Source organism: Sphingomonas sp. Leaf32 (genome assembly GCF_001421765.1).
Classification (GTDB): domain Bacteria; phylum Pseudomonadota; class Alphaproteobacteria; order Sphingomonadales; family Sphingomonadaceae; genus Sphingomonas.
The window spans coordinates 1-26962 of record NZ_LMLA01000006.1 but is presented as its reverse complement, the minus strand read 5'-3'; the positions used below and the strand labels follow the sequence as shown (position 1 = coordinate 26962).

Below are 26962 nucleotides of genomic sequence, written 5' to 3'. Positions count from 1 at the left end.
CTTACCCTATGAAGCTCCGGCACCGGTTGCCCTTCGTCCTGATCGCGGTCGTCGCCGTCGTTCCGTGCGTAGCGCACGCCCAATCGCAAACCGGTTCCGAAGCGACGGTCACCCCGGTACTGACGCTAGAAAAAATACTGGCGTTGGCGGAAGCGTCAGCACCGTCGCTAGAAGCAGCGCAGGCCGGCGTTCGGGCAACAGGTGCGGCGCGCGATGTAGCGGGGCTGCGCCCTAACCCTACGCTGAATGGCGGTCTGGAATATTTTGGGGGTTCGGGGGTATATCGCGGTCTTCGTAGCGCGGAAGCTACAGTCGGTGTTGCTCTACCTATCGAGCTTGGCGGCAAGCGTTCCGCGCGGGTCGGTGTTGCCAACGCACAAGGGGAGCAAGCTCGGCTCGCCCTGGTTATTGCTACGGCCGATATTCGGCTCGCTGTAACACAGGCGTATATCGAAGCCGTAGCAGCCGAGCGTCGCATCACGACTGCGCGCGAGCAAGCCGGCATTGCCGGGGAGGCGGCCCGCGCGGCGGGCATTCGGGTACGCGCGGGCAGGGCATCGCCGCTAGAGCAACAGCGTGCCGACGTGTTGCGCATCAATGCCGAAGCTGCGGTTGAACGTGCGCAGCGCCTGACGGAAGTCGCGCGGGGCAATCTCGCCCGGCGTATTGGTCAGCCCGTAACCGGCCCGCTCGACGTTGCCTGGTTCGATCGCGTGCAAGGTTACGGCCCCTCGATCGCGGCCAGTCCGGGCGGCACGCTGGCATTGTCTGCGGCGCGAGCCGCAGTGACGACGGCAGATGCGCAAGTGCGGCTTGCTCGCTCCCAACGCATCCCCGACGTGACCGTCAATGCCGGCGCACGCCGGCTCGATGCGTCGAACGATATGGCTGCGGTCGTCGGCCTCTCGATACCGCTTCCACTGTTCAACAACGGCCGGGCGTCGGTCGTTCAGGCGCGGGCGCAACGCGATCAGGCGGACGCGATGCGACGCGCGGCTGAGCTGGATGCGGGGCAGTCGATAGCCAGCGCGGAAGCGGAAGTGGCAAATGCCGCGACGACCGCTAGAACCACGGGTGGGCCGGTCCTGGCAGCAGCGACGGAAGCCGCGCGCATTGCCCGCATCGGCTACCGTGAAGGCAAGTTCGGCCAACTCGATCTTCTCGACGCCGAACGCACCCTGTCTGAAACCCGCACGGCCGCGATCGATGCGCTGGCGACCTACCATGATGCAAAGGCCCGGCTTGAGCGGCTGACCGCTGCCGCTCCCGAACTGGCGAAGGACCAATGATGACGAAGACCGGCGCGCGGGTCGTACTATCCGCTCTGCTTCCCCTGACGCTGCTTGCCTGTGGCGGGGGCGGGGAAAAGAAGGCCGACAACATGGCCGGCATGGAAGGGATGGAAAAGGGCGAAGGCGAGAAAGGCGAAGCCGGCAAACCTGCCGATAAAGACGCCGTAAGCCTTTCGGCCCAGCAAATCGCGGATGCCGGGATCGAAGTTGGTCGGCCTGCGATTGGCGGCGTTGCCGGCGCAATCGAGCTGCCGGCCTTGGTTCAGGGTGATCCGCAAGGGGTGCAGGTCGTATCCGCGACGATCGGCGGTCGTGTCGTCTCCCTTACCCGTAACCTCGGGCAATCGGTGCGCCGTGGCGATGCGCTTGCGATCATTGAAAGTCGCGAGGCCGCCTCATTAAACGCCGAGATTGAAGCCGCGCGCGCGCGCTCTGCGCTCGCACAATCGAACCTGCGCCGTGAGCAAGGTCTGTTTGCTGAACGCGTCTCGCCGGAACAGGATCTCATCGCCGCTCGAACTGCTGCCACCGAAGCCAACATTGCGGTCCGCCTCGCCCAACAGCAGCTCTCGGCCACAGGCGGGAGCGGGGGTGCGCTGAACCGTGTGGCGATCCGCTCGCCCCTTTCCGGTCAGATCATCGCTCGATCGGCGACGCTCGGTCAGACGGTTGCGGCAGACGGCGAGCTGTACCGGGTCGCCAACCTCTCGCGCGTGACCATCGCTGCGTCACTCTCACCGGCTGACGCCGGCAAGGTAAAGCCTGGAACACGCGTTGAAGTCACCTCGGCCGGCCGCAGGCAGGAAGGTCGCGTGACCTTCGTGTCGCCCGCTCTCGATGAAACCACGCGGCTTGTTCAGGTTATCGCTTCCCTCGATAATGCGGGCGGCACTTGGCGGGTAGGGGAGCCCGTCACGGCCTCGATCCTGCTGCCCTCGATCGGGGATCACAGTATCACTGTGCCGTCCACGGCGGTCCAATCGGTAGAGAATAAGATGGTCGTGTTCGTGCGCACGCCTAGCGGCTTCAAGGCCGTTCCGGTGCAGGCAGGGCGTCGCAACGGCGATCAGGTCGTCATCACCTCTGGCCTGACCGGCAGCGAGCGTATCGCAACCACCAATAGCTTCACGCTCAAAGCCGAACTCGGCAAGGGCGGCGAAATGGACATGGATTGATCCAATGATCGGCCGTCTTGTAACTTTCGCGGTCGAGCGCCGCTGGCTCGTCCTGCTTTTCACCGGGATCGCGGCCCTGGTGGGTGCTCTGGCGCTGCAACGCCTTCCGATCGATGCCGTCCCTGACATCACGAACAATCAGGTTCAGGTCAACGTGATGGCCCCCTCTCTGTCGCCCGATCAGATCGAGCGGCAAGTATCATTTACGATCGAAACCTCGCTCGCTGGCATACCGGGTCTGGAATATACGCGCTCGCTCAACCGGAACGGCTTTGCGCAAATTACCGCCGTATTTTCCGATGCCACTGATATCTATTTTGCCCGCCAACAGGTGGCCGAACGGCTGCGTTCAGCGGAGGAACGCCTACCCCAAGGCATCATGCCGGAAATGGGGCCTATCGCTACCGGCCTTGGCGATATTTTCATGTGGACGGTCGAGCTTCGCGAGTTGGACAAGGTCCGGCATCGCGACGGGGAACCGGGGCTGCAACGTGATGGCAGCTATATCACGCCGGAAGGCGAGCACTTGGTCAGCGAAGATGACAAGGCCACTTACCTGCATACGGTTCAGGAATGGATCGTTGCTCCCCAACTTCGGGGTACGGCCGGCGTCGCCGGCATCGACTCCCTTGGGGGGTTCGATCGCCAGTATCTCGTCATGCCCGACCTTCAACGCCTAGCCGCGCTGCGCCTCACGATACAGGACCTCGCGACCGCATTGGAGCGCAGCAATAGCAGCATCGGCGCGGGCATCGTGGACAGTAACGGCGCGGGCCTTTTCGTCCGCTCCGACGCGCGCGTGCGAACCGCGAACGAACTGGCGCGGACGGTCGTGGCGACCCGCGAAAACGTCCCCATCACGCTCGATCAGGTCGCGACCGTCAAAGCAGGCCACGGCATTCGCACCGGCTCCGCTTCCGAAAACGGTCACGAGGTCGTGGTCGGCACAGCTGTCATGCGCATCGGCGAGAATAGCCGCACCGTCGCCACGGCTGTGTCCGATCGCCTGAAAACAATCAGCCGCTCGCTTCCGGCCGATATCATCGTGAAGCCGGTGCTGGATCGCACCAACCTCGTGAACTCCACGATCGCGACTGTCGGCCGCAACCTTGCGGAGGGCGCGGTGCTGGTCATCGTCGTGCTGTTCCTGCTGCTCGGCAATATCCGGGCGGCATTGATCGCGGCCCTGGTTATTCCTGTCACGGTGCTGCTGACCAGCGCCGGCATGCTACGTGCCGGGGTGTCGGCCAATCTAATGAGCCTCGGCGCGCTCGATTTCGGCCTGATTGTCGATGGCGCAGTCATCATTGTAGAAAATGCCCTGCGCCGCTTAGCGGAACGCCAACACGAGCTGGGCGAACGCCTTTCGCTAGAGGAGCGGCTTGCGATCGTCGCCGCGTCCGCGCGCGAAATGATCCGCCCATCGGTGTACGGGCAGGCGATCATCATCCTTGTCTATGCCCCGCTGCTCACCTTCTCGGGCGTCGAAGGCAAGATGTTCGAGCCGATGGCGCTTACCGTCATCATCGCGCTCGTGTTCGCCTTCATCCTGTCCCTGACATTCGTCCCTGCCGCCATCGCGGCATGGATTGGCGGACGCGTGGATGAGAAGGAAAGCCGGGTCATCGCAGTGCTGAAACAGCGCTACGAACCCGGCCTGGATGCCGCCATGCGACGCCCGAGCATAACGATCGGCGCTGCGGTTGTGGCTGTGGTAGCAGCTGTCCTGGCCTTCTCGACGCTGGGCCAAGAGTTTTTGCCTCAGCTTGATGAAGGCAACATCCTTGTTCAGGCGTGGCGGCCTGCGGGCACCTCTGTCAATCAGAGCCAGAAGATGCAGTTTGCAGTCGAGAAGATGATCGCTCGCGAGCCGGAAATTCGCTTCGCGTTCTCGCGTACCGGCACGTCCGAAATCGCCTCCGATCCGATGCCGCCCAATGCGACGGACACGTTCGTGATCCTCAAGCCACGCGACGAATGGCCTGATCCCAGCCTGCCTAAGACTGAGCTGGTCGAGCGCCTTGAAAAGAAGCTCAAGACCATTCCCGGCAATGGCTACGAGATCACGCAGCCTATCCAGATGCGCTTCAACGAGCTGATCGCGGGCGTCCGTGGAGACTTGGCGGTCAAGGTGTTTGGGGATGACTTCGGGCAGATGAACGCGACCGCCAATCAAATTGCGGCAGTCCTCCGCAAGATCCGTGGTGCGGCTGATGTGCAAGTTGAGCAAACCGAGGGCCTGCCGCTGCTCGATATTCGGCCGAACCGCGATGCGATGGCGCGTGTTGGTGTCACTGCCGGCGACGTGCAAGATACCGTTGCCGCGACGATTGGCGGTCGTGAGGCGGGCATGATCTTCGAGGGCGATCGGCGCTTCCCGGTCGTGATCCGCCTGGCGGAAACCGCACGGGCTGACCTACAGGCGATCGGGCAGATACCTATTCCTACGCCCAACGGCTCCTACGTCCCTCTGGGGAGCGTCGCGGACGTTGCTGTCGGGGATGGTCCAAACCAAATCAGCCGCGAGAACGGCAAGCGCCGCGTCGTGGTGCAGGCCAATGTCCGCGGTCGCGACGTTGCTGGCGTGGTGGCTGACGCGCAGGCCGCGATCGACGCGCAAGTCACGCTCCCTCCCGGCACCTACCTCCAGTGGGGTGGTCAGTTTCAGAATCTGGCTGCGGCGCGCGAGCGGCTGACGATCGTCGTCCCGATCTGCTTCGCGGTCATCATGTTGCTGCTCTATGGTGCTCTCGGCAGCGTCCGCGACGCGGCCCTGGTGTTTACCGGCGTTCCTCTGGCGCTGGTGGGCGGCATTCTCGCGCTCGTGTTACGCGGCATGCCGTTCTCAATCTCGGCCGCTGTCGGGTTCATTGCGCTGTCGGGTGTGGCTGTGCTGAACGGGCTGGTGATGGTTAGCTCGATTCAGGAGTTGATGCGGCAGGGTATGGCGCGGGCGCAGGCGGCGAGGGAGGGTGCTCTGACCCGTTTCCGCCCCGTCGCCATGACAGCGCTCGTTGCATCCTTGGGGTTCGTCCCAATGGCGCTCGGGCACGGCGCGGGGGCGGAAGTGCAAAAGCCGCTTGCTACGGTCGTGATAGGCGGCTTGATCTCCGCAACGTTGCTGACTCTATTCGTGCTGCCAACACTCTATGCGCGCTTTGGACAGGCACGGGCTGATCCGGTCCCACAAACCACCTGACGGACGTATTGCTTTTACGGATCGTCTCCCAACGGCTTTTCTAAGACGATGGTATTTCGGGATTATGGAAGTAGATCGGTTAGCCTGTTCCACCTGAGACACCGGGAGCCGCCTTGGGGTCGGGATCCTGCGCCTTGCCTGTCGCGGGTGCCGCCTTCTGGCTCGGCATAGCGATGAGATAGGCGACGATCGCGTCGACGTCCTTCTCGGCCACCGGGGCCTTGTACACCTTGCGCATCTTGGTGACGGTCGCCTTCCACTGATCCGCCGATAGCGATGGCTGGGTCAGCGCCATGCTGGCCGAGTGGCACGAAGTGCAGTTGGCGTTGATGACGTTGGCGTGCGGACCATCGGGATAGGTCGCTTCGTCGACCGGCAGGTCGACGCTGGTCGAGGCGAGCGAAAAGCCGCGGGCTGAGACGCTGGTGGGCGGTGCCGGCTCGGATGTCTCGGAGATCGGGGCAGGCGCCTTGCGGCTGCTCGGCGCCCCGATCGAGACGAGGATAATGCCGGTCAGGCCGATCAGGCCAGCGGCCATGATACCGGGAGACGGGGTCTTCATGCTACTCGCTCCTCAGGCCGCGATGATGGTGGTGGTCTCGATATTGCCGCGCATGAACCCGCCTGGGTTCCAGATCGGCTTCATCGGCTGAGCGACACCGTTGGCGTTCCAGCAGCGCACCATGATGGGGTTGGGACCGCGCCTAAGCGGCACGCGACCATCCCAGCGCCGGAAGCTATACTTGCCCTCGTCCGCTCCGAGCGTCGTCCTGTACCAGGTGCGGCCACCATCGGATGAGACATCGACCTTGGCGACGCCGCAGTCGCCGCCCATCGCGATCCCGCCAACCGGGATGGACGCTTCATAGGCGATCGCCTGGCCATCCGGCAGGCTGGTCATCCAGCTGCGCGGGATCATGCGATTGATCGGCACGGTCGGGAAGTCCTTGGCACCGGGCGCGACATTCGCGCCGGGTGTCGCCGGTATCTTGTAGGCCTTGGCCATCCAATACTGGTCGTCAGGGCCGGGCAGCACCTCGATCGCGTTCAGCATCTTGACCCAGTAGGTCGAATACCAGCCCGGGACGATCAGCCGGCAGGGAAAGCCGTTGAGGAGCGGCAGCTGCTCGCCGTTCATGCCGAAGGCGATCATCACTTCGCCGTCGCGGGCATGGTCGATGTCGAGCGCCTTCTCGAAGTCAGGGGCGCCCGCCACAACCGGCTGATCGAGCGCGCCGAAGCGCACCTGTACCGCGCCTGCCTTGACCCCCGCGAGGTTCAGCACGTCGCGCAGGCGCACGCCGAGCCATTTGGCATTGCCCATCGCGCCGTTGCCCCATTGCGCGCCGGCGACCCGGGGCTGGAACAGCCCACGGCTGTTGCCCGAACACTGGTTGATCGCCGCCATCTCGACCCGCGGCAGGCGCAGCAGTTGGGCAAGGCTGATCGACAGCGGTCGGTTGACGTGGCCGAAGACGTTGAGGCGGAAGCTCTCGACGTCGATCGAGGTTGGAATGTCGGCCCAGTGCCAGCGAACGAAGAACTGGTCGTTGGGCGTGAACACCGACTTGTCGAACACGTCCATCGGCGTCTCCAACAGCGGAGGATGGATGCGTTGAAGGATCATGCTGCCCTTGCCAGGAAAGGCGCTGGTCATCGGCCGCTCGGCATTGCCGCCAGGCAGCTTCAGGTCGACGAGCTGCTGCGCCAGCGCAGGTGCTGCGGCAAGGCCGGCGGTGCCGAGCGCCGTACGCCTGAGAAAGCGGCGACGGCTGGTTTTACTCGCCAGCGCGGCGTCAAAATTGTCCATGACAAGGCTCTCCTGTGGCCAGCCACGCTGGCGGATCGAAGCGGCGTTCTGCAAGTGATCGGACCGACTGATCCGATCATCAGGGTGGATCAGTTCGGGGTAGCGATGCAGGGCGAGACGAACAGGTTGCCGCGCCATGCTCCGGCGAGCGTCTTGGCACCGACCAGCAGCCACATCGCCGCGAGCGCGATCGTCAGCACCGTGCCGACGATACCGAAGAAGCCGAGGTTCAGCGTCGTACCGAGGCGGAAGGTGGCGACGGTGTAGACGCCGAGCGGGAAGGTATAGCCCCACCAGCCAAGGTTGAATGGGACGCCGGCGCGCCAGTAGCGGATGGTGATGAGCGTCGCGAGCGCCAGCCACCACAGGCCGAAACCCCACAGGCAGAGCCCGACGACGACGCCGATCCCTTGCGCGACGGTACCGACATCGACCAGCCCGTGCGCCGCGAGGATCGCCGGCGCATCCGCCCCAAGCACCAGCATACCCAGCGCCCCGGTGCCGATCGGCCCCAGCGCGAGCCAGGATGATGCCGCCATGCTCTCGTGCGGGAGCTTGTGGAGCGCCATGCGCAGGATCAGGATAGCGAGGATGCCAAACGCGACCGGCACCGAATAGGCCCACAGCACATACGAGGTCGCGAGCGTCACGATCTGCGCGTGGGGATCGACCAGATGCGGCGCGAGCAGCCCGCCGCTGGCACCCGCCACTTCCGCTGCGACGACCGGCAGCAGCCATACCGCGGTCATGCCGTCCAGGCTGTGCTCGTGGCGGGTAAACATCAGGTAGGGGATCAACACGCCGCAGGCGAGCGACATGGCGACGTCGATCCACCACAGGACGTGTGCGACCGGCACGATGCCGTTACCGAACCGCACGATCCCGAAGGCGAGGCATCCGTTGATGATCGTCGCCAAGCCCATCGGAATGGTCCCGATGAACATCGACACGGTGTTGTGGCCGAAGATGCGCCGTGCCTCATGCCCGAACATCGCCCAGCGCGCGCCATAGAGACCGGCGAACAGGATGAAGAGCGCGATGTTGAAGAACCACAACACCTCGCCAATCGGTTTGAGCGCGGGGCCGATGCCGGGCACCTGCGGCAGCGCGAGAGCGAGGATGCCGGTGCCCATGGTCGCGGCGAACCAGTTGGGCGTGAACTGGCGGATCATCTCGCGCGGATGGTCGAGCCGGCTGAGCGGCTTGAGGCCGGTCAGGACCGGAGGTGTTTTGGCAGTCATGCGACCTGCTCCTTGATAAGGTCCGTCAGCGCGTCCGCCGCGCGGGTGCGATAGCGTTCCTTGTGGCGCAGCGCGTGGAAGGCGCGATCGGGCAGCCCCAGCGGCAGCTCGACCAGATCGCCCGCCTTCAACGCACGAGCGACGACCAATCGCGACAATACGGCGACGCCGGCACCGGCCTCGACCGCGGTACGCACCGCCTCGTTGGACGGCAGCGTCATCGCTACCGTCAGCTGGGCCGGATCAAACCCGCGCGTTCGCAGCACGTCCTCGAAGGTCGAGCGCGTGCCCGAACCCTGCTCGCGGACGATCCAGCGTTCAGCGCGAAGCCAGTCCTCGTCGACGCGCCCGGCGTCCTCACGGCCGACCAGCACCATCGGGTCACGCCCGACATTCCAGAGGGCGAGCGCCGGTTCGTCCACCTCGCCCTCGACGAAACCGAGCTCCGCCGCGCCGCTCAGGATCTGCGCTGCCGCACCTTCGGTGTTGTCGATCGCCAGTTCGACCGCGATCTGCGGGTGGCGTTCGTGGAAGGCGGCGAGCTTTGCCGGCAACCAGTAGCTCGCGATCGTCTGGCTTGCGACGATCCGCAACGAACCACGGGCAAGCCCGGCATAGTCCGCCAGCATCGTCTCGGCATGCGCTGCCCGCCCCAGCACCGCGCGCGCTTCCTCCAGAAAGCCGCGGCCTGCTTCGGTCAGCTGGATGCCACGCCCGACACGGTGAAACAGAGGAACCCCGTAGCGCGCCTCCAGAGCCGCGACCGCGCCGGACGCAGCAGACTGCGTGACGTTCAGCGCCTCCGCTGCCTTGGTGACGTGTTCGCGCTCGGCGACACCGACAAAGATTCTGAGCTGCTCCAAGGTCATGCAGCTTATATCGCGCACTCTGATCGATACGACCAACCGTTTGATCTGTTTATTTCAATCTGGATACCGGAACGATCGGTAATCCTTCGTCTGCGATAGTCTTGAAGACTTGAAGCGATCCGCGCGCTTGCGGCGTTGGTTCGTCCATGACTGATATGATCGAGCGCAAATCCGAGCCCTACAACGCCGAGCCGACGCCCGGCGCGCTGATCGAGCGGTTCCTGACGCCGCAGGCGCTGTTCTACGTGCGCAGCCATGGTGCGGTGCCTGATCTGCCTGCCGATCACCGGATCGAGGTCAGCGGGATGAGCATGGAAAGACGCTCCTTCTCGGTGGAGGAATTGAAGAGCGCGTTGGCCACGCGGACGGTGACGGCAGTTCTCCAGTGCGCCGGCAACCGGCGCACGGATCTCCAGCCGGTCGCAAAAACGTCCGGCGACCCCTGGGACGTGGGAGCGATCGGCAATGCGGAATGGACCGGCGTACGACTGTCCGACCTACTGGATGCCGTCGGTGCGCCGGATGCGTCCGACCTGTTTGTGGCGTTCACCGGCGCGGACGAGGTGGACGTCGAAGGCGAGGAAGCATTGTTCGGGGTCTCGATCGCCATGGACAAGGCGCGGCAACCCGACGTCCTCATTGCCTGGGCGATGAACGGCGAGCCGCTGACGCCCGAACACGGCGCACCGCTCCGCATGGTGGTGCCGGGCTATGCCGGGGTGCGGAGCGCCAAATGGCTGACACGGATCGAGGTGCGCGACACGCCATCCGACGCACCGATCCAGGCGCACGACTACAAGCTCTTTCCTGCCGATGTGACGAGCGACACCGTCGACTGGAGCCAGGGTCTGACCATCAATGCCATGCCGCTCAACGCCGCGATCTGCGTGCCCGGCTCTGGCGAAAGCCTGCCGGCCGGGGAGGTGCGGATCGAGGGCTATGCCATCGCCTATGATCGCCGCGTCTCTCGGGTCGAAGTGTCGATAAACGGTGGTCGCGACTGGCAACAGGCGACGTTCACCGATGATCCGGAGGCGCACTGGGGTTGGCGGCGCTGGACCCTCGACGCCACGCTCGTCAAGGGGCGCCAGCACCTTGTCGTGCGCGCCTTCGACGAGACTGGACAGGGTCAGCCCGAGCGGCCGGATACGATCTGGAACTTCGCCGGCTATCTGTGCACCGCCTGGCATCATGTGCACGTGCTGGTCGAATGATCGAAGCATCAGCGGCATCGGACCTCGGCTTTTGGATCGACGCGATCGGGCGGCTGGTGGTGGCGACCGCGGCTGGGATGGTGCTCGGCTGGGAACGCTCGCGCGAGAACCGGCAGATCATGGGCTTGCGGACGCTGGGCCTCGTCGGTCTGGCGAGCTGCATCGCCGTGCAGGCGATCGTGCACAGTGGCTTGCCGAATGTGAACGCCGATGCCGCAGGGCGGGCGATGCAGGGCATTTTGTCTGGCGTCGGTTTCATCGGTGCCGGTGCGGTGCTGCGGGTCGGCCAAGGTCAGGAAGTGCATGGACTGGCGACCGCCGCGTGCATCTGGGTGACAGCCACGATCGGCGCGGCAGCAGGGTTGGCGGTGTGGCCGCTCATCATCGGCGGGTTGAGCCTTGCGATGCTCGTACTGTTCGTCGGCGCTCCGCTCGAACGTCGCATTCGCGAGCGGGCCAGGCTGACTCCGGCAGAGGCCGACCGGAAGGATGCCGAGCGCAAGCCGTGATCCCGCTGGTCCGCCCAGTGCCTGTCGCGCTGAGAACCGGCCACGCGCTATCAGGACACAAGCGCCGCATCGGCCTGGCGCCGGACCTCGTTGGCGATCGGATGCAGCTCGGCAGCGGGGCGCTCCCCCACCACACTATAGCCGATCCCGTCGACCGCCCATGTGACCCGGCCCATGGTCCCGCTGGACGTGCTGGTCATGCTTGCGCTCTTGTCGATTTGCATGGGCCTCGTCAGCACCGCGAGCTTCGACGCTTGCGGTCCATCATAGAGGAGCAGCGCCGCAGGGCCGTGGGGCGTCGCGACCAATCGCCCCCCGCCATAGCGGTAACCCGCTGTGCTAAGGTCCGGGATGGTCACGCGCTCACCCAATCGGCTGGAGGTCCACCGGATCAGCATGGCGCGCTGGTCGGGGCCGATTTCCGCCGGTCGGATCCGGTCGGCGGCATAGACACGGAAATTGTCGCTCGCCTCATTGGCCAGCGCCGCGATGCCCGCGTGGGGTTCGCCGCTCCACCGCGCGCTCGACCAACCACCGCCAAATCCGACCGCCAGCAGAAGCGACGCGGCGATGGCGAGTTGCCAAGGCGGTTGGCGTTGCCGTCCCCTGATGGCTGCGACGCGCATCGTCGCCGGGATCGGTTCCTCCGCGATGGGAGCGAACAGGGACGCAAGGGCTCGCGCCTGCTCCGCGTGCTCCCGCAAACGGGCATGCACGTCCGGCTGGCCTTCAAGGTAAGCGTCGACCAGACGCTGCCGCTCGGGCGACAGCCTGCCATCGATCCACGCGGCCAGATCGTCTTCTCCGATCGGGCTGGTCATCGAATACTCCTTAATCGTGGCCGTTCATCCTCCTGGAGGAGCGTCGCCAGACGGTCGCGCCCCCGCGATATGCGCGACATCACCGTTCCCAGCGGCACGCCGACGACGGCAGCGACTTCCCCATATGACAGACCTTCGACGGAAATGAGGAGCAGCACCGTCCGCTGCTCCTCGGGCAACGCATCAAGTGCGCGCAACAGGTCTCGGTGGTGCAGGCCTGCGTCCTGATCGGCCGGGTGGCCGAGCGCAGCGTCGTCCACGAGGTGGAGCGGAACCGCCGTACCTCGCCGGCTATGCTGCCGCTGATGGTCGACCAACAGATTGTGCAGGATCGCATAGATCCAGGGGCGAACCTCCGTCCCGCGTCGTTGCCGCCAGCGCCCGACCGCGCGCTCAAGGCAATCCTGCACCACGTCATCCGCCATCGCCCGATCGCGCAACCACGACCGGGCATAACGGCGCAGACCGGGGACCAGGGGCTCGATCGCGGCGGCAAGCGGGTCCATCTCAGTCGCGCTGCACCTGCACGATGCGGCCCGGTGCGCCATTCACTACCTCGGCGACCGCCAGAAAGCGCCGGGGGGCCGCTGCACTGCCCTGAACGATCTGCCGGATCGGACCCGATGCGTTGACGATCGCCGCACCTGCCGGATTGCTCATGAAGTTCGCAAGCGGCTCTACCGCACCGCTGCCGTCCGCGTTGGCGGTGAGCACGAGCATATAAGGCTTCTTGGGCTGCAAACCGGTAACGGCACTCTGCACGACCTGAATGATGCCCTGGTCGAAGAGGGTAATGCTGCTTGCCGCACCATTGCCTCCAACTGGCCCCATGTTCAGATGCACCGCCTTGCCTGCCGTACCGAGCGGTTGGAGATTGTCGGTGCCGGGGCCTGTCGGAATAGCGTTCGGCACATAGGCGATCGCCTGCGGTGCCTGTCCGACCGGCACGGTGGCAACGACCTTGTTGCCGGCGGTGTCGATCGCGGCAAGTTCATCGGCATTCTCCAGCCCGACATAGATGCGCCGGCCGTCGCCCGATGGCCAGACGCCGTGCGGCATCTTGCCGACCGGGATGGTAGCGACAAGCGCGAAGTCGGACGTGCGGAACACCTTCACCGCGTTTTCCCCGCCCACCGTGACATAGGCGAACTGTCCCCTGACCGTGCGGGCGAAGTTGACGTGATTGGTGATCGGTCCGGTATCCAGCACCTTGAGGATCGCGAAAGGCGGCCTGGCATCGAATGCGACCGTCTTGCCGATGTCCTTCAGCGTGAACCACACCTGCTTGCCGTCCGGCGTCGCGGCGATGTTGGGACAGAACGGACTCGGCTGCGCCACCTGTCCGACCTGCGCGTGGGTCGAGACATCGAACACGGCCAGCACCGGATTGAACGAGGAACAGACATAGCCGTATCGGCCATCGGGAGAGAAGATCGTCATGCCCGGACCACCGGGCGTCTTGATGCGACCGGTCTCCTTGTACGTCGTGGGGTCGAGCACGGCGATGTAATCCTCGCCGCGTACCGTAACCCACACCTCCTTGCCGTCCGGCGTGAAGAACGCCTCATGCGGGCTGCGCCCGACATAGGTCGTGTGCTTGACGGTGTTGGTGGCGGTGTCGATCCACGACACGGCGTTGGATCCGATCGACACGACCGCCAGTGTTTTCCCGTCCGGCGAGAAGCCGAGGCCGTGAACCAGCACCTGCCCCTTGTAGAGCGGGGAAAAATTCATCGGCTGCGGATCGCCGAGCTTGATGACGCCGAGCAACCTGTTGTCGGCCGGGTCCGTCACCGACACCGTGTTGGAGAATTGTTCGGATGCATAGACGCGGTCGCGGTGGCTGACAGGCACGTCCTTGGCGTTCCACGGCGCCTGCTGGGCCATGGCAATGCCCGGTGCGGCGCTCATCAGCAAGGCGGCCGAGCGCAGGAAGGTCGGGATCATGTCAGTGCTCCATATGGCTGTGGTGGTCGCCGCCCTGCGTCGGGGCTGGCGTCGAAGGGGGTAGCGGCTGACCGATCGCCAACTTCATGGCGGCGATCTCCTGCTGCTGATCGATGATGATCTCCTGCGCAATGCGCTTGAGCTGCTCGTTATGGCCGTAGCGCAGCTCTGCCACCGCCATATCAATGGCGCCCTGGTGATGCGGAAGCATCATTGCGACGAAGTCGCGGTCGACGTCGCCGGACGGCTTGACCATCATGCCCGCCATCATCCGGTCCATCGCGGCAGATACCATGCTGGCGTAGCCATCGGCGGGGGCGGCCGCGACTGCGCCGGTGAGCATGGCCGAAGCAGTCAGACCCAGCATCCAATTTCGTCTACGCATAAGCCTCCGGCGCATCAGTCTCGAAAGCGTAGACGACGCCCGTCGGGGTTTATTCCATGGGTGCAGTCATTTTATCGATCTTCACCAAGACATATGGTCCCTTCGCAACCCTGCGGTTGGTTGACCAGGTCGCCGTCGGACATCATATGCTCGGGCACGGCGATGGATTTCCGCCGGGCCATTCGGCCGAACCGCCCTCGCAAGGGCCGATGATTCCTACCAAGCGCCGCAAGGCAGCAAGGAGGAATCGTGCGCGCGACATTTCGCAATCTCTACGACCAGTTCAACATGGCAGCGTTCATTCGCGATCGCCGCACCCATGCCATGTCGGTGCTGCGGTGGGCTTTGATCCTGGTCCCGATGGCCGCAACGGTGGGAACGCTCTGCGCGGCCTTCTTGTGGAGCCTCGATGCCGTGACCCGGCTTCGCTTTGCCTTTCCCTGGCTGCTCTACCTGCTGCCGATCGGCGGGTTCATGGTCGGACTGCTCTACCATCTGACAGGGCGCTCGGTCGAAGGCGGTAACAACCTCATCGTCGAGCAAATCCATGAACCGGGGGGCGGTGTGCCGCTGCGCATGGCCCCGCTCATCTTCTTCGGCACGGTCGTGACGCACCTGTTCGGGGGATCGGCGGGGCGTGAAGGCACCGCCGTGCAATTGGGCGGCAGCCTTTCCAGCGGCTTCGGCCGCGCACTCAAGCTGGATGCGGAAGCGACACGCATCCTGCTGATGACCGGAATCGCGGCGGGCTTTGGCGCGGTCTTCGGGACGCCGATCGCGGGCGCGGTCTTCGCGCTGGAGGTCCTGGCGATCGGCCGGGTCGAGTATCGTGCGCTAGTACCATGCTTGGTCGCGGCACTGGTGGGTGACTGGACCTGTCTTTCCTGGGGCATTCATCACGGCGCCTACCATGTCGATGCGATGGTGCCGGTCGACGCGTCGCTCGTCTCAAAAGCCAGCCTCGCGGGCGTCGTATTCGGATTGGTCGGGCTGGCCTTTGCAGAGGCCAACCATGCGCTCGGCGGATGGCTGAAGCGCGTGATACCCTATGGCCCACTACGACCCGTTATCGGTGGTTTGGCCGTGATCGCGCTGGTCTGGCTATTTGGCACGCAAGATTATCTCGGCCTAGGCACGCTGGCGGCAACGCCGGGTGGCCTGACCATTGCCAGCTTCTTCGGCTCCAATACGTACCCGTGGAGCTGGGCGCTGAAGCTGCTTTTCACCGTCGTCACCCTAAGTGCCGGCTTCAAAGGCGGGGAGGTGACCCCGCTGTTCTTCATCGGCGCGGCGCTCGGCAATGCGCTCGCGCCCGTATTTGGAGTGCCGACGGGGGTGTTCGCGGCGATCGGCTTCGTCGCGCTGTTCGCGGGTGCAGCCAACACGCCGCTTGCCTGCACCTTCATGGGGATCGAATTGTTTGGCGCGACCTATGCCGTGCCGATCGCAGTCGCGTGCTTCGTCGCCTACCTCTGCTCAGGCCACAACGGCATCTACCTGTCGCAGCGCGTCGCTGTACCAAAGGTACCTGCCGCACACCTCACACCCGACGCGACCCTGCGCGATGCCCGCACGCACCGCGCTTCTCGCCGGCGCACGCGCGCCTGATCCTGTTTCCTGTCGAAAGCCCGTCATGCCCAACCGTTTCACTGTCCATCACCGCGAAGTCGGGATGCTGCGCATCTATCTAAAACCGTCCGACAAGATCGGCCCGCGTCGCTTCTGGGGGGCAAAGCCGCTCTATCGTGAGCTGATTCGCACCGCGAAGGCGGACTGCATCATCAACGCCGTCGCGCAAAATACCCATTACGGCTTCAGCAATCACGAATCGATCCGGGAGAACGGCTCGGAAATTGCCGATCCGCATCTGACGATCTGTGTCGAACTGGTCGGCGATCACGATCAGCTCGACCTTTTCTGTCGCCGGCATGGAGATCTGCTCGGCGACAAGGTGATCGTCTACAAACGACTGGAGCATTGGACTATCACGCGCAAAACTGAGCTAACCAGAGCCTGATTGGCGTTCCCGTAAAGGAAGGTCGAACGGGACAAAACGAGCGGAGCGGCCTTTCCTATGCCTATAGGGGGCAGTTTTCCCGAAATCTGTTCCCGTTTGCTCTTTCCCGAAAATGTCCCGGAGAGACGGAAAAATGGGACTGCCAAATGGTGTGCCGCAGCAGCCAGTGTCACGGCGGGGGAGCGTGCAACGAATGACTTCTGATCGGGCGATGCTGCCCCTCGGTCGAGAACCGATGACTGGCCGTTCTTGGCGATAGCGGTCGTACCCGTGACCTGACCGGAACGGCAAAAAATGGTCGAAATGTGCCGAGGCGACCGAGACCCACAATCTGTCGTTCGCGGATCGTTATCGCATTCCCATTTTCCGCCGTTCGTTCACGCGACCTAGGGTTCAGGTTTCGTTTGATCACAGCTAGAAGATGACGGGCGCAGCGCGGGCGACCGCCGAGAAGAAGACGGTAGGGCAGCGGTCGTAGCAGGCGGGCGAGTGGCTCATCTCCAGTGTAGGCCCGCATGCCGGGTGTCGGCGATCACGAAGCCGCCTAATTCGATCATGATGTGGACGGACGTGGGCTCGGCGACCGCCGGGCCCGGAAAATCTCAGCCACTCTCCTGACCGGGGAGCACAGGTTCTGGACGAATCGGCCGCATCGTGCGTCACCGCGTGACAGCCGCTTCAGGCTGCACCGCGGAAGAAGACTTATCCGACAGCATGGCCAAGATGGCGAAACGGTACCTGGACACCCATCTGGACCCCAACCGAAGTTTGCGAAGGGCGCGACAATACTAGCCGATAGTGAACATGCCGAGATGGTCCGCTTGCTCCTCGCGGATATCCAGGAAATAGTCCCCCTGCTGTTCAAGCAGCGCCAGCCGTTGAGCGAGGGCTCGATCAGGCTGCTGTCGTCGCTGATGCGGCGTTGGTTGGTCGACGGCGACCTAAAGAAGCTGCTCGCACCGCTGCGGACCGACGCCACGTTCGTCGTGCAGGGCAACGCGGCCGCCGTGGAATATCAGGCGAGGACCGGCGCCTACCGCTACCTCCTCACCGGCGGCATCATGCTGGACGGGAGGCCGATTCGCTTCATCGGCGACAGTCCGCTCGAGCCGCACGAGGTCGACCGGTCGTTCATGACCGAGGCGCGGGCAACGCTACCGCTGAAGCGGTTCCTTTCGCAGCCCCGGCTGTTGTGCGACGGCCAGTGGTTCACGACCGCGGATATTCTGCGCTTCGTCGCCAACAAGCTGGGCGGCAACCACGTCGACTTCGACCGCACCGGTCAGTGGGCGAGCCTGGACAAGGCCAACCGCTACATGGCGTTCGGCGGTCCAGCACTGGCGGAACCGCCCGACGGATCCGAGATCTACCTGCGGGTCGCGCCAAGCAGCGAGGAGGTGCTTGGCGGCACGCACTTGGAGACCGTCGCGGCGGCGGCGTCCTTCGTCCAGTTGTCCATTGACGGCGTCCAGCTATGCACGGTGAAGAGCGAGCGAAGCCTCGTGGCGCGACTACGCGACCTACTAAAGAAGCGCCCGGGCGCGACGATGGTCGAGAGGTCCGGCTCGGCATCGGAGGAATAGGCCTGCAGACGATCCAGACGCCGCGTATCCCAACATCATGGCCGACCGAAGCAGATCGGCGAAGATTATGCTGGGCTGCACGGCGTTCTTAGTCCATTCTAATCCTTCGACGATTAGGAGTGGACCGAAGAAGGCGTGGCAGGCGAAGAGTTCACCGACCTCGTCCGGTTCCGGAACGACGGCGAGGACTTCCACATCAACTGGACGACCCGTCGCGCGCTTAGGATCCTCGGCGGGCGCGATGGCCTCGTCGCGGTCGCCGTGGAGGGGATCTCGGATCGCGACCGCTACAAGGGACGACGGATCGCGGAGGGGCTGCTCGTGGCCGACACGGTTGAATATCACGACGGCGAGACGCTGGAGGACGCGAGCCTCATCGTCGTGAATCAGCTCAAATACTCCACGCAGCATCCCGACAGGCCATGGTCGTGGAGCGACGTCGAGCCGATGATGGAGCAGTTCGCCGCCCGATACCGGAAGATCGCGCGGGAATGCGGAGTTGCTATGGCCCGGTCGAAGCTCCGCTTCCGCTTCGTCACAAATCGTCCCATCTCGAAGAACGTGCTCGACGCGATCGACCACCTAATAGGTAAGAGGGCCGATCCGCCCAAGGGACACGCGCTGACCGTCACGACGGCTATGCCAACGATCACGAAGCTCGCCGGCAATCCGCTCAACACGTTCCTGAACCTCGTGGATCTTGGCCATCGCGAAGCCTCCCGGGAGGCCGTCGCCGCGCGGGCCGCTAAAGAAGCGAACGACCTGCTGCCGTCGATCGCGCGCGATCCCGTGACTGTGTTGCGCGACACCGTCCGGCGCTTCGGCACCAGCACCCACGCGGAGGATCCGACGATCCGCCTGGAGACGGTACTACAGGCCTTCGGGGTCGACGATCCAGCTAAACTGTTCCCCGCACCCTCCGAGTTCGAGGATTTGAAAAAGCCGGTCGTCAGGCGTCAGGAGCCCGAGCTCGCCGAAGTCATCCGGACGGCGGCGACTCCCATCCTCGTCACCGCGAGCGGCGGGACCGGCAAGTCCATCATCGCACAGCGTATCGCCGGTTCACTTCCGGCAGGTTCCGAGACCGTGCTGTTCGACGGGTTCGCCGGAGGCAGATACCGTGTCCCATCGGAGAGGCGGCACCGGCACGACGTCGGTCTAGTTCAACTCGCCAACGAACTCGCTGGCAGGGGGTTGTGCGACGTGCTGTTACCGGTGGGCGGCGGCGACCGGGAGCTCCTGGTGGCGTTCCGGGACCGTTTGCGGCAGGCTGCGGCGCTCGTCCGGAAACGGTCGCCCGACGCACTTGTCGCCGTCGTGCTGGACGCTGCCGACAACAGCGTCTTCGCGGCCAGACTCCACCATGACGCGCCCTTCGTATCGAGCCTGCTCGCTGAGCCGCCACCGGAGGGATGTCGGATTCTCGCGCTCGCGAGACCCGAGCGCGTAGGGGGACTTCATGCCGACAGCGTCAGGGTATTCCCGCTCGAGGGATTCAATGACGAAGAGACCGGCAACTTCGTCCGACGGCACGATCCGAGCGCCGACATCCGCGACTTTGCGACCTTCCGGCGCCTCACCTTCGGCAACCCCCGCGTCCAGGCAAACCAGCTTGCGCTCGCCGGGACGCTTGCCGCCGCCATCGACCAGTTAGGGCCGGGTGGCCTTTCGGTCGAAGACGTGATCGAGGGCCAGCTCGAGAAGGGACTCGCCCAAGTCCGCGACGCGCAGCCGGAAGCGGACATCGACGCGCTGTGCACCGGCCTCGCCGGGCTACCGCCAATGGTCCCGATCCGCATCCTCGCGCAGATCGGAGGCGCCAGCGCGGAGCAGATCGCCAGCTTCGCCAGCGACTTCGGTGGCGGAAGGCCTCTGATGCTCCGCGAGGACGCCCTCCAGTTCCGCGACGAGCCGGTCGAGAAGTGGTTCATCGACAACTTCGTGCCCGACTCCGAGGCGGCGGGAAGGTTCGTGGACCGGCTTGCGCCCCTCGCCCTCTCCGACGCCTACGCCGCCCTGTCCCTCCCCCAGCTCATGCTGCAGGCCGGACGCCATTCCGCCCTCATGCACTTGGCGCTGGCGAGCGATCCGGGTTTCGCCGACAAGCCGGTCGAACGGCAGGCCATCGTCCTGCAGCAGGTTCGCTTCGGACTTCGCTCGGCCTTCGAGCTCGACGACATGACCAGCGTCGCGAAGCTGTTCGTGCGTGCGGGCGAGCAGGTGGCGACCTCCGAACGACAGGACCGGTTCCTCCAAGACAATGCGGACCTCGTCCCGCTGCTCAGCGGTGCCGAGGTCACGCAGGACTTCGTCCATCGGCGCTGGGGAGGCAGCTGGTTCGGGTCGGTCAATGCCTATAAGGCGGAGATGCTTGCGGTCATGCCGGAGACCCGGGACGAGGCCAGGGGCTTCCTACACCTCGCGCTACGCTGGCTGGACGAATGGGTCAGGCGGGCCCGTGCGCGCGAACCCGACGACTGGACCCCAATTGAGGATTCGATCGACGAGGACAGCGTGGCGGCCATGCTGTTCGCCACCTGCCTGCTGGAAGGCGCGCAAGCCGCCGCCAAGTTCGCAGAACGATTCACGCCCGGCGACTTCCGCTTCAAGTTCACCCTCTCGTGCGCACGTAAGATGCTCGACGCTGGCCGCACGGTGGAGGTCGGTAATCTGCTGGACCGGCTATGGTCGGGCGAAGCGAGGGCGGCCGTCCACTTGGCCCAGAAACAGCGAGGCGCTCACACGGGCGTCGAATTGGTCCGCCAGACGATCAACGCCTTGACCGCGACGGACCTCCCGGCGGGCCCGTTCGGATACGACGACTCGAACTTCGCCGACGCCCTGCTGACGGTCGCCGAATGCGGCGCCAAGCACGGTTTGCGGGACGAGGCACTCGAACTGCTGGGGCGGGCGAACTGGTCGATGTCCAGCCATCCCCTTCCCGACGTGGGCGGCCGCATCGTCCGGTCCATGCGCGCCACAGCCCTGACAGCCACGCTCTCCGGGTCGGTGCCCTCGATCGAGGATCTCTGGAGGCGCGCGCATCGCGGTTCCAGTGAGGAGCTACCCCCCGTCCGTCCCGAATTCCGCGAAATACACGACAGGCTGCTGCCGACGTTCCTGCTGCGCGCGCGCGTGCTCACGGGCGAGAGGCTTGACGCGCCGGCGGAGATTGAGGCGCTGTCGCAGGGCCGAAGCCTGGTCGGTTTCGACAGGTGGCAGGAACGCGAGTTTCGCGGCACGCGCCTGCTGGCCGAGGTCGAGCTCCTGGCATGGGCTGGCGTCCTCGACGAGGAACTCCTTCAGGGCCGCGAGCGGAAGGCCGCAGGGGACAAGACCCTTTGGCAGCAAGAGTGCTTGACCCTGATCGGGATGCTCACCCCGTTCGAGTCCCTGCATGGCGAACTGATCCGGCTCGGGGGCGTCGCCGCCGAGACCGGCGAGGACGCGCATGATGACGCCGAAGTCCGCACCGGCCACCTCGCGGCGATCGCCCGCGAGCTGATGCCGATAATGAAGGAGGAGAGCGCCGCCTTCTTTGCAAAGGCACTGGAGGAGGCCGACAGGGTTGGGGAGGAGCTGCACGAGCGGCTCTACATGCTCCTCGAGATGGGCCGTTCCCTGGCCGGCGACGCGCGGGCACCGGAGCATGGATACCGCGTGCTGCGGCTGGCCGAGGTCTACGCGCAGATCAACAGCCACAAGTTTCCCTGGCACGAAGTCTTCAAGACGCTGGCGCACATGCACCCCCCGACGGCGCTCGCGGCGTTGTCGCGCCTGGACAGCCGCGAAAGGGTCGCCATCCCGACCTATCTCTCGGACTTAGGAGAGACGCTGCTCAAGGCGGGCGTGATCGGCTTGGGCATGACCGCGGCCCTCCACGCGTTCGGCGGCGTGTGGCGGTTCAAGGACCTTCCAGCCCTGCTCGCTGCGCTCGCCGGGCCCGTGCAGGCCGAAATTGGCGAACGCATCCTGCGCGACATGGTCGACGAGAAGTATGACGCCTGGGACATGCGGGACGCGGTGGCGGCCGTCGAGGCGGTGTCGCCGATTCCTCCGGACATAGCCGCCGTGTTCGCGCGCCGGCGGGCGTCGGCGGATCGCAACGCCGGCAACTACACGCCGCGCCCCGAGCCCGTGATCGACCACGCCGCGATCGTCGCCGGCAAGCACCTCACGGATCCGGTCGACGTCGCCGCTGCCGTCGCCGAATTCAAGGCCGCCGCATCCTATGGAGCGTCGCTGGATCCACTGGCTGCGGCAATGCGCGGGCAGATCACGGTCGCCCAGCGCATCGACCATCTCCGCACCGTCGCGAAAGCGGAGGTCGACGTTGAGGACGCGCTCGCGCTGCTGTCACAGGCCGCGACCGCCTGGGCACCCAGCCTGGCCATCGCGCAGGAAGGGCGTCGGTTGGCCGCCGACATCATCGAACGACGGCCCTTCGATCTGCTGAGCTATCACTGGAAAAGCGCGACTGGAGCGCTCCTTCAACTCACGGAACTCGATCGTCCTGATCTGCTGCGCCTTCTGATAAGGGGCATCGGGACGCAGGTCGACGAACTGGGATCGTCGTCGCTCTTCTGGCTCGCCCGGCAGGTCAACGAGGATCTCCTTGAGCCCAAGGACCGCCACGAGGTGCTCGCCTTCACGCTGGACAGGTTCGAGGCGATCGTCTCGGCCGACGAGCCCGATGGCGACTGGCGGGCCGCACTCGTTCCGTCGGAGGACGTCCCGACCTCGGTGGCGCTGCTCGTGTGGACGAGTCTCGGTGATCCGAGCCCGAGACGGCGGTGGCGCGCGACGCACGTCGTGCGGCGCCTTGCGAGGCATGGTGAGACCGAGACGCTCGACGCCGTCTTGGGCCAGCTGTCCGAGACCGGCTGCGGAGCGTTCATCGACCAGCGGCTGCCGTTCTACGCCGAGCTCGCCCGGACCCACCTACTGGTCGCGATCGCGCGTCTAGCGGACGAACTGCCAAATAGCGTGATTAGCGCGATCCCCCAGTTGCGACGCCTCGCCGATCGATCCCAGTTGAACGTCGTCCAGCGGCAGTGGGCGGCGCAGGCGCTCCTTACGCTGGAGGCCGCCGGAGAGTTCACCCCCGATCCGTCCGAGCGCGAAGCGCTGCTTCATGTCCTCGAGAGGGATGCGTCCAGACGTCCAATCCCGACGCCGAGTGCCAAACCGAAAGGCGAGGAATACCACTTCCCGTTCGATTTCGACAGGCGCGAGGCGAACCCGATCGCCAGCGCGTTCGAGGTCTCCCAGATCGAACTGCGGGCGCGCGCGGCCCGCGCGATCAGGGAGCGGCTCGGCCGCGAACCGGTCCAGGCTTGGGTCGACGACCCGCGCTCGTCCCTAGGCGTCTACGACCACCGCTACCGCGAAGGTCCCGAGAAGGAGACGCTCGCGACCTACGAGGCGTGGCAAGGCCTGTTCCTCGCGGTCGGCGAACTGCTTGAGGGCGACGGCCCGACTCCAATCCTCGTTGGCGAGGAGAGCTACCTGCTCTGCGAGCATTTCCTGTCGGCTCCGCCGATGTGGCAGTCCGACCTGCGCGATCCAGACCCGACCTCGGACTGGCCGGAGCCGGTCGGCGGTCGGGACAACGACGACTGGCAATGGCGCGTCGCTGCAACTGACTTCGAGAACGCGTTGTTCGACGCCGATGGCGGCATGCGGATAGCGGGAGACTGGACACGGCACTGGAGCCTCGCGCGGGAGGGCGGGAGCGTTGGTTCGGCCTTGGTCCGCCCCGAGTTCGCGATCGACCTCCTCCGCGCACTACAGACGTTCCCGGGGCGCTTCCCTTGGATCCCGACGGACGGCGGAGATATTGACCTCAGGTTCCAGAAGATGCGAGTGACGCCCTGGATCGCGAACGACGACCGCGCCGACGGAATCGACACTTCCGACCCGTTCGCCGGCACCCGCGCCGCCACCTTCTCGCCAGGCCGGATTGTGCGTCGCATACTGCGCCTACGGCGATCCAACGACCGGCGGACCTGGCAAAGCACAGAGGGCCGTCCGGCGTTCCACGCCCGGCGCACGGCGTGGGGTGAGCCGCCGGAGGACCGCCAGGACGAGCGACTGGACCACGGCAGCACGCTGACCGTCCCCATCGAGCACGTCGTCGGTGTGCTGAAGGCACTCGAGCGAAGCCTTATCGTGCGGGTCGGGCTGAAACGATACAGTTCGCGTGGAAGGGACGAGGAGCCCAGCACCTATGCCAAATACTTCATCCTCGACGGCGACGGCCGCCTCACTTGGCTGGGCGGAGACCGTCGCGCTTGGCAAGCAGCTGATGCAGCAGCTGGGTGACGGGGCCAACGACCTCGCGCTTAGCTGGATGGCGCACCACGTCGCCCGCCTGATGACGGAGGCGCAGGAGGCGAAGGGCGCTCAAGCGAACGAGGCGCAAGAGAGATGTCGACGCGCGATCCTCGATCTTTGGAAGGCGCGGCACGCGATCTTCGACCGCGCGCCGCTGCAGTCCGTCGAGGAGGTGGGATCCGCCGTCCGCGCGCTACGCGACGGTGACGGCTGGTTCTTCCGGCGCTTGGGGGATGGCGGGGAATCGTCGGCCCGAGAGGTGCAGTTCGCCCATGTGGTGGACCAGGGTGCGCGGGCGATCATAAGGGCGTTGATCGGCGACGCGGTTCGCCAGGGCCTTGCCGAGGAGAAGGACTGGATCTGGCTGGTCAGGAGCGGGTTTCCCGACATTGAGCCGATCGTCCTCCTCCTCGAGGAGGCGGTCGTTACCTCGCAGCCGATGGATGGCGAAGCCCCGAAGGAAAGAGGTGGCGGGAAGTCCGCTGTCGACACGGAGGAGGCAGCCGCTGCGAGCAGGCTGCAGGCCGAGCGGAACGAGCTCGTCGGGCGCCTCCGCGCGTTCGCTTCGGTCGCCGAGGAGATCGCCTCCCATCTCCAGACGCCCCGCAGGTTCAAGCCGGGCGGCAAGGGCGGGCGCGGCCGGAGAGCGACCGGCGACGGCCACCAGCTCAAGTCGAGGAAGCGTCGCGATGGATAGCCAGATGATCGGGCGTCGCGGCGAAAAGCGCTTCGACCTCATGTGCTCGGACGCAGGCGTCACCTGCAACAGGTCGATCGAGGACGACTACGGCTGGGACAAGCTGATAGAGTTCCCCGCCCGCCTCGTGCCGTTCGCCTCGATCGACATGCAGCCCGGACACGTCGTCGCTGCCGTCCAGGTCAAGACCACGACGGGCTCGTCGCGGACTGTCTCGATCAGCCTCTCCAACGCGTTGCGCTATGCCAAGTCCGACATTCCGCAGTTCGTCGTGCTTGTTACGCTCGACGGGGCGGAGCCACGCTACTTCGCCCGGCACGTCTGGAGTGTGCTGATTGCCGACTGGCTGAAGGCCGCTCGCCAGGCGGACGCGAACGGCGTGACCGCCACGCACCAATCATCCGTATCCCTCGGCTTCTCGTTGCAGGACGAACGCGGCCCCGGTCTGCTGGACTGGATCAGGGCAGAGGTCGAGGCCGTGCCCGCGCCCTACGCGACGGCGAAGAGGCGCTTCGTCGATACGGTTGGCTTCGAACATGGCTTCGGCACGGCGCACATGACGCTAACCCTTCGGAACGTCGACGAGATGATCGACATCCAGCTGGGGCTCCGCCCGCACGTCGACGCCAAGCGCTTCACCTACACCAGCGAGCGCTTCGGTATCCGCGCGCGAAGGCCCGAGATCGACGAGAGTGACGTTCAGGTCCACCTGACCCCGGAAGGGAGGCGGTGCACTCTACGGCTCGAATTCCACAACGGCGAAGGGCTGACCGTGCCAGCAAGGCTGTATAGCGCGCGCGCCGCTGGCTCCTTCGCGGTCCGAGTCGCGTCCCGCCCGCTCGAGGTGATCGTGGGGCCGAAGGACCGGATCCGCGCCCACGCATCGTTCCAACGCGACGACACGGCGAAGCTGGAGGAGATTTGCGCCTTCGCGACCCTGATGGCGAGCAAGCCCGGCGAGGGCGTCTCGATCCACGCGAGCGTGGACGGGCAGGACCTCGACCTCGGTTCGATCACGATGAAGCAGGCCGGCCAGAGCGAGGCGTGGGGGTTGCTGGCGCTCGGCACAAACGCGATTAGGACCATTGTCATTACGGCCGGGGCAACCTCGGACGAATGCACGATGGGCGACGTACAGGACGCGGCAGGCGACCTCGAGATACTTGGAGCGCTGGCGTCGGACCGCGCTATTTGTATCGACTTTGACCCTGAGCCGGACGCGCCCGCAAGGATCGATGGGTTCCTGGCCTACAGCGCCGCCACCATCGGTGATCAGGTCTTCAGTGCGGTGGCGCATCGTCCGACCGGCCGGGACGAAATGCACGGCGCGCGCCGGCGGGTCGCGTTCGGGCCGGCCAAAATCCTGTGGGGTGGGGTGGCGAGTGTGGCGACGTGGTCGGAAGAGACCGTGCGCGCTGCCTATCAGCGTCAGCTGGACAGGCTCTCGGCGAACGAAGAGGTCATGGCGGTCGGCGACCTGGCGACGATGGTCCGCGGCAATTCAGGGGGCAACCAGCTGAAGTCCGATCTGCCGACTAAACGCGACACCCGTAAGCCAACCGTTAGGACATAGCGTCGGCAATCCGGGCCGGCGTAAACGCGGCGGGGACAGGTGAAGTCTGCGTCCAGCGAGCCCTCCTCCACATTCCAGGCCTGCGGATGTTGCAGGCGGCGGAGATCGCCCGGAAGCTCGGACGGTGACAGATGAACAAGCGGTCGCATGAGCCATCCCAGCGCTAGAAAGCGGACGGGCCGCTTTCCACCTGACGTGACCCCCGCCTTTCATCCAGCTGCGACCAGAGACCGACCGTTGTTGTCGCGCAGGAGCGCGGGTGAAGCAACGGTCAGGTTTAAACCCGACCGTTGC

The 26962-nt window shown here is 65.3% G+C and carries 19 protein-coding genes and 1 riboswitch; of the genes, 11 read left to right on the top strand and 8 right to left on the bottom strand.

The genetic code is table 11. From position 1 onward, the window contains the following. The first annotated feature begins 8 nt into the window (after nucleotides 1-8). From ASE83_RS07595 to ASE83_RS07585, 3 genes are read left to right on the top strand one after another with little or no spacing between them, the layout of a single operon-like run. Complete coding sequence (locus ASE83_RS07595; protein WP_055786206.1) at nucleotides 9-1289, top strand: TolC family protein; 1281 nt, start codon at nucleotides 9-11, stop codon at nucleotides 1287-1289. Then, nucleotides 1286-2467 (top strand): efflux RND transporter periplasmic adaptor subunit, encoded by a 1182-nt coding sequence (locus ASE83_RS07590; protein WP_156352878.1) that lies wholly within the window; start codon nucleotides 1286-1288, stop codon nucleotides 2465-2467. Before ASE83_RS07595 ends, ASE83_RS07590 begins: the two co-directional genes overlap by 4 nt. Nucleotides 2468-2471: 4 nt before the next feature. Beyond that, a complete protein-coding gene (locus ASE83_RS07585) occupies nucleotides 2472-5666 on the top strand; it encodes an efflux RND transporter permease subunit (RefSeq protein WP_041394292.1) in 3195 nt (1064 codons plus the stop codon). Between the two features lie 79 nt (nucleotides 5667-5745). On the opposite strand, the gene ASE83_RS07580 is transcribed toward ASE83_RS07585, so the two are convergent. The 4 genes from ASE83_RS07580 to ASE83_RS07565 form a co-directional block, all read right to left on the bottom strand. Further along, nucleotides 5746-6228 carry a c-type cytochrome gene (locus ASE83_RS07580; protein ID WP_041394294.1) on the bottom strand — a complete coding sequence of 161 codons (483 nt, stop codon included), beginning with the start codon at nucleotides 6226-6228 and terminating at the stop codon, nucleotides 5746-5748. A gap of 12 nt (nucleotides 6229-6240) precedes the next feature. Further along, a complete protein-coding gene (locus ASE83_RS07575; protein ID WP_041394295.1) occupies nucleotides 6241-7476 on the bottom strand; it encodes a molybdopterin-dependent oxidoreductase in 1236 nt (411 codons plus the stop codon). Between the two features lie 89 nt (nucleotides 7477-7565). Then, nucleotides 7566-8717: a TDT family transporter gene (locus ASE83_RS07570; RefSeq protein WP_041394297.1), complete on the bottom strand. Its 1152-nt coding sequence runs from the start codon at nucleotides 8715-8717 to the stop codon at nucleotides 7566-7568. Then, nucleotides 8714-9586 (bottom strand): LysR family transcriptional regulator, encoded by an 873-nt coding sequence (locus ASE83_RS07565; RefSeq protein ID WP_041394299.1) that lies wholly within the window; start codon nucleotides 9584-9586, stop codon nucleotides 8714-8716. The genes ASE83_RS07570 and ASE83_RS07565 overlap by 4 nt, the downstream gene beginning before the upstream one ends. Before the next feature lie 146 nt (nucleotides 9587-9732). On the opposite strand from ASE83_RS07565, the gene ASE83_RS07560 reads away from it, so the two are divergent. Continuing rightward, nucleotides 9733-10800, top strand: a complete 1068-nt coding sequence (locus tag ASE83_RS07560) for a sulfite oxidase (RefSeq protein WP_055786115.1) — start codon at nucleotides 9733-9735, stop codon at nucleotides 10798-10800. Further along, on the top strand, nucleotides 10797-11309 hold the full coding sequence (locus ASE83_RS07555) for an MgtC/SapB family protein (protein ID WP_052075880.1): 513 nt from the start codon (nucleotides 10797-10799) through the stop codon (nucleotides 11307-11309). The genes ASE83_RS07560 and ASE83_RS07555 overlap by 4 nt, the downstream gene beginning before the upstream one ends. A 50-nt stretch (nucleotides 11310-11359) precedes the next feature. On the opposite strand, the gene ASE83_RS07550 is transcribed toward ASE83_RS07555, so the two are convergent. Genes ASE83_RS07550 through ASE83_RS07535 form a run of 4 tightly spaced genes read right to left on the bottom strand, consistent with a single transcriptional unit; the run spans nucleotide 11360 to nucleotide 14444 of the window. Next, on the bottom strand, nucleotides 11360-12130 hold the full coding sequence (locus tag ASE83_RS07550; protein ID WP_055786113.1) for an anti-sigma factor family protein: 771 nt from the start codon (nucleotides 12128-12130) through the stop codon (nucleotides 11360-11362). Next, a complete protein-coding gene (locus ASE83_RS07545; protein ID WP_041394245.1) occupies nucleotides 12127-12636 on the bottom strand; it encodes an RNA polymerase sigma factor in 510 nt (169 codons plus the stop codon). The genes ASE83_RS07550 and ASE83_RS07545 overlap by 4 nt, the downstream gene beginning before the upstream one ends. A gap of 1 nt (nucleotide 12637) precedes the next feature. Continuing rightward, nucleotides 12638-14077, bottom strand: coding sequence for a YncE family protein (locus ASE83_RS07540; protein ID WP_041394247.1), 1440 nt, complete (start codon nucleotides 14075-14077; stop codon nucleotides 12638-12640). A 1-nt stretch (nucleotide 14078) separates the two neighbouring features. Beyond that, complete coding sequence (locus tag ASE83_RS07535; protein WP_229668351.1) at nucleotides 14079-14444, bottom strand: DUF305 domain-containing protein; 366 nt, start codon at nucleotides 14442-14444, stop codon at nucleotides 14079-14081. 167 nt (nucleotides 14445-14611) lie between these two features. Then, nucleotides 14612-14688, top strand: a riboswitch (Fluoride riboswitch). 23 nt (nucleotides 14689-14711) lie between these two features. Here ASE83_RS07535 and ASE83_RS07530 point away from each other — a divergent pair. From ASE83_RS07530 to ASE83_RS07505, 6 genes are all read left to right on the top strand, one after another. Beyond that, nucleotides 14712-16070 carry a voltage-gated chloride channel family protein gene (locus ASE83_RS07530; RefSeq protein ID WP_041394249.1) on the top strand — a complete coding sequence of 453 codons (1359 nt, stop codon included), beginning with the start codon at nucleotides 14712-14714 and terminating at the stop codon, nucleotides 16068-16070. Beyond that, entirely contained in the window at nucleotides 16027-16479 is a 453-nt protein-coding gene (locus ASE83_RS07525) for a DUF190 domain-containing protein (protein ID WP_235512508.1), read from the top strand. Before ASE83_RS07530 ends, ASE83_RS07525 begins: the two co-directional genes overlap by 44 nt. 821 nt (nucleotides 16480-17300) lie before the next feature. After that, nucleotides 17301-18062 (top strand): hypothetical protein, encoded by a 762-nt coding sequence (locus ASE83_RS07520; protein ID WP_156363536.1) that lies wholly within the window; start codon nucleotides 17301-17303, stop codon nucleotides 18060-18062. Between the two features lie 135 nt (nucleotides 18063-18197). Continuing rightward, on the top strand, nucleotides 18198-24386 hold the full coding sequence (locus ASE83_RS07515; RefSeq protein ID WP_055756330.1) for a hypothetical protein: 6189 nt from the start codon (nucleotides 18198-18200) through the stop codon (nucleotides 24384-24386). Further along, entirely contained in the window at nucleotides 24370-25095 is a 726-nt protein-coding gene (locus ASE83_RS07510; RefSeq protein WP_055756331.1) for a hypothetical protein, read from the top strand. Before ASE83_RS07515 ends, ASE83_RS07510 begins: the two co-directional genes overlap by 17 nt. Then, a complete protein-coding gene (locus tag ASE83_RS07505) occupies nucleotides 25088-26668 on the top strand; it encodes a hypothetical protein (RefSeq protein ID WP_156352875.1) in 1581 nt (526 codons plus the stop codon). Before ASE83_RS07510 ends, ASE83_RS07505 begins: the two co-directional genes overlap by 8 nt. The last annotated feature ends 294 nt before the right edge of the window (nucleotides 26669-26962 follow it).

Excerpts from the sequence above, each read along its gene's own strand:
- ASE83_RS07510 (WP_055756331.1), top strand. The coding sequence starts at position 24,370 with ATGCAGCAGCTGGGTGACGGGGCCAACGACCTCGCGCTTAGCTGGATG.
- ASE83_RS07555 (WP_052075880.1), top strand. The coding sequence starts at position 10,797 with ATGATCGAAGCATCAGCGGCATCGGACCTCGGCTTTTGGATCGACGCG.
- ASE83_RS07550 (WP_055786113.1), bottom strand. The coding sequence starts at position 12,130 with ATGACCAGCCCGATCGGAGAAGACGATCTGGCCGCGTGGATCGATGGC.
- ASE83_RS07590 (WP_156352878.1), top strand. The coding sequence starts at position 1,286 with ATGATGACGAAGACCGGCGCGCGGGTCGTACTATCCGCTCTGCTTCCC.
- ASE83_RS07585 (WP_041394292.1), top strand. The coding sequence starts at position 2,472 with ATGATCGGCCGTCTTGTAACTTTCGCGGTCGAGCGCCGCTGGCTCGTC.
- ASE83_RS07560 (WP_055786115.1), top strand. The coding sequence starts at position 9,733 with ATGACTGATATGATCGAGCGCAAATCCGAGCCCTACAACGCCGAGCCG.
- ASE83_RS07535 (WP_229668351.1), bottom strand. The coding sequence starts at position 14,444 with ATGCTGGGTCTGACTGCTTCGGCCATGCTCACCGGCGCAGTCGCGGCC.
- ASE83_RS07570 (WP_041394297.1), bottom strand. The coding sequence starts at position 8,717 with ATGACTGCCAAAACACCTCCGGTCCTGACCGGCCTCAAGCCGCTCAGC.
- ASE83_RS07540 (WP_041394247.1), bottom strand. The coding sequence starts at position 14,077 with ATGATCCCGACCTTCCTGCGCTCGGCCGCCTTGCTGATGAGCGCCGCA.
- ASE83_RS07545 (WP_041394245.1), bottom strand. The coding sequence starts at position 12,636 with ATGGACCCGCTTGCCGCCGCGATCGAGCCCCTGGTCCCCGGTCTGCGC.
- ASE83_RS07595 (WP_055786206.1), top strand. The coding sequence starts at position 9 with ATGAAGCTCCGGCACCGGTTGCCCTTCGTCCTGATCGCGGTCGTCGCC.
- ASE83_RS07505 (WP_156352875.1), top strand. The coding sequence starts at position 25,088 with ATGGATAGCCAGATGATCGGGCGTCGCGGCGAAAAGCGCTTCGACCTC.
- ASE83_RS07565 (WP_041394299.1), bottom strand. The coding sequence starts at position 9,586 with ATGACCTTGGAGCAGCTCAGAATCTTTGTCGGTGTCGCCGAGCGCGAA.
- ASE83_RS07525 (WP_235512508.1), top strand. The coding sequence starts at position 16,027 with ATGCCCGCACGCACCGCGCTTCTCGCCGGCGCACGCGCGCCTGATCCT.
- ASE83_RS07580 (WP_041394294.1), bottom strand. The coding sequence starts at position 6,228 with ATGAAGACCCCGTCTCCCGGTATCATGGCCGCTGGCCTGATCGGCCTG.
- ASE83_RS07575 (WP_041394295.1), bottom strand. The coding sequence starts at position 7,476 with ATGGACAATTTTGACGCCGCGCTGGCGAGTAAAACCAGCCGTCGCCGC.